The organism is Intestinimonas butyriciproducens (genome assembly GCF_016901775.1).
Lineage (GTDB): Bacteria > Bacillota > Clostridia > Oscillospirales > Butyricicoccaceae > Pseudobutyricicoccus.
This window is the reverse complement of the sequence record NZ_JACJKW010000068.1, coordinates 1-226: the sequence shown is the minus strand read 5'-3', so window position 1 is coordinate 226 and position 226 is coordinate 1. Positions and strand designations below refer to the sequence as shown.

The 226-nt window shown below is 46.9% G+C and carries 1 rRNA gene; it reads left to right on the top strand.

Going from position 1 to position 226, the window contains the following annotated elements:
* Positions 1-128 precede the first annotated feature (128 nt).
* Positions 129-226 (top strand): 5S ribosomal RNA (gene rrf, locus H6A25_RS12610); the annotation flags it as partial.

Below are 226 nucleotides of genomic sequence, written 5' to 3'. Positions count from 1 at the left end.
TTCAGTCGACTGATACTAATAGGCCGAGGGCTTGACCTAAAATATTGGGCAACCTCGTTTCCATGTTTCCTTCCTTGTTCAGTTTTCATTGTGCTTTTGCCAATGAAAGCACAATATAGAAATACGAAGTAAGTGCCGATGACCGTGAGGGTCCACCTGTTCCCATTTCGAACACAGAAGTTAAGCTCACGAGTGCCGAAGATACTTGGCTGGCGACGGCCTGGGA